The 1,879-nt window shown below is 72.6% G+C and carries 3 protein-coding genes and 1 pseudogene; all 4 read right to left on the bottom strand.

Features of this window, described 5'->3' with window-relative positions:
* Positions 1-216, bottom strand: a 216-nt coding sequence (locus x551_RS21640; RefSeq protein WP_036251285.1) for an alpha/beta hydrolase, incomplete at its 3' end; no start/stop codon positions are given.
* Positions 217-226: 10 nt separating this feature from the next.
* Positions 227-445, bottom strand: a complete 219-nt coding sequence (locus x551_RS21645; protein ID WP_011827720.1) for a molybdopterin-binding protein — start codon at positions 443-445, stop codon at positions 227-229.
* A 119-nt stretch (positions 446-564) separates the two neighbouring features.
* A pseudogene (locus tag x551_RS21650) lies at positions 565-944 on the bottom strand (thioredoxin family protein).
* A 67-nt stretch (positions 945-1,011) separates the two neighbouring features.
* The coding region (locus tag x551_RS21655) for an ATP-binding cassette domain-containing protein (protein ID WP_343252165.1) at positions 1,012-1,879 on the bottom strand (868 nt) is incomplete at its 5' end.

Raw genomic sequence — 1,879 nt, forward strand, 5'->3', positions numbered from 1 at the left:
CGGCTCGCCGCCGCGGCTGCGCCCCGCCGCGCGCTCCAGTGTCGCGTCGACGCGGGCGGCCCAGCGTTCGAGCTGCGGGTTGGACCAGTCGCGCTGCACCACGCGCTCGGCGTCGCGGTACTGCGACTGCAGCCAGCTCTGCCAGTGCACCGGCCCGCTGTCGTTCAGGCCGGGCACCACCAGCAGGCGAGGCACCTGGAACGCCGCGGTGCGCATGGCGTGCGGCCTACAGCGTGGCGATCGACACTTCGGTCGACTTGACCAGCGCGATCACTTCCTTGCCGGGCACCAGCTGCAGCTCCTTGACCGAGCGCGTGGTGATGACCGAGGTCACGATCAGTCCGGCCGGGGTCTCGACGTCGATCTCCGACACCACCGGCCCTTCGATGATCTCCTTGACCTTGCCGCGGAACTGGTTGCGGACATTGATGGCGGTGATGCTCATGCGGGGACTTCCTCTTCAGTGCAAAACCTGAAGGTAGCCTTCACCGCTTCTGCAACCAACGAAGCTCTTCGCCTGCCCACATGCGCAAACCGCATGTGGGCCCGCGCGGCGGGCCGCGCTCAGCGCACCGGCTGCCCGATCGTGCGCACCGTCGTCACCAGCGCCTCGGCCTGCGCCGCCGGCAGTGCGACCAGCGCTGCGCCGCGCGCGGCTTCCAGCGTGCGCGCCAGCGTGGTGGCATGCGGCAGCAGCGTGCCGAAGAAACGCAGCTCGGCGCCACGCGCCACGAGCACGGTCGGGAAGTTCTCGATGTCAAGGTCGAGCGGCGCGAGCGCATCGCTGTCGTCCTCGATGTCCACCCACACGCAGCGCAGCGCCGGCTGCTCGCGCGCCAGCGCCTCGAAACCGCGCGGTAGTCGCGGCAGGTGCCGCACCACTCCGCACACAGGCACGCCACCAGCCAGTCGTCCTCGTTGCCGCCCCGCGCGCTCGTCGTCATGCCGGCAGTGTGCCCGTGCGGCTGCGGCGCGCGGGGCGGTGGGGGAATGGGTCGGGCCGCTGCCCCCTCAGACCGCCCACCGCAGCCGATGGGCCCGGTACGGATCGGGCAGCGCCTCCGAGACCACGGGCTCGGCGGCCGGCTGCTGCAGCACGCGCTGCAGGATGGCTTCCTCGCGCGCGGCGAAGCCGGCGTCGCCGCGCGAGCGCGGCCGGGCCAGCGCGATGCGCTCGTCGAGCACCACCTGGTGGTCCTCGATCAGCAGCACGCGATCGGCCAGCGCCACCGCCTCGGCCACGTCGTGCGTCACCAGCAGTGCGGTGAAGCCGTGGCGGCGCCACAGGTTTTCGATCAGGCGCTGCATCTCGATGCGCGTCAGCGCATCCAGCGCCCCCAGCGGCTCGTCGAGCAGCAGCAGGCGCGGTGCATGCACCAGTGCGCGCGCCAGCGCCACGCGCTGGCGCTGGCCGCCTGACAGTACCGCCGGCCAGTCGTCGGCGCGCTCGGCCAGGCCCACCTGCGCGAGCGCCTCGCGGGCCCGTTCCTTCGCATCACGCCCCTCGAGGCCGAGCGCCACGTTGTCCAGCACGCGCTTCCAGGGCAGCAGGCGGGCGTCCTGGAACATCACGCGCAGGTCTCGGCGCTGTGCGAGCGGCTCGTCCGCGCCGTCGAGTGAGATGCTGCCGCGGCTCGCACTCTCGAGTCCTGCCACGAGCCGCAGCAGCGTGCTCTTGCCGCAGCCGCTGCGGCCGACGATGGCGACGAACTCGCCGGGCTCGATGCGCAGGTCGATCGCATCGAGCACCACACGGTCGCCGAACTGCTTGCCGACGCGGTCGAGCCGCAGTGCGGTACCGCGCGGCGTGTCGTTCGTGCTGCGCACGATGGCCGGCGCCTCGGCGGCGGCCGGCGCGCCGCGCGCATCGGTCCGCGCG

It is taken from the genome of Methylibium sp. T29, assembly GCF_000576205.1.
GTDB lineage: Bacteria > Pseudomonadota > Gammaproteobacteria > Burkholderiales > Burkholderiaceae_C > Methylibium > Methylibium petroleiphilum.

Bases quoted from the DNA above. Each gene is read 5' to 3' on its own strand.
- x551_RS21645 (WP_011827720.1), bottom strand. From the start codon at position 445: ATGAGCATCACCGCCATCAATGTCCGCAACCAGTTCCGCGGCAAGGTC.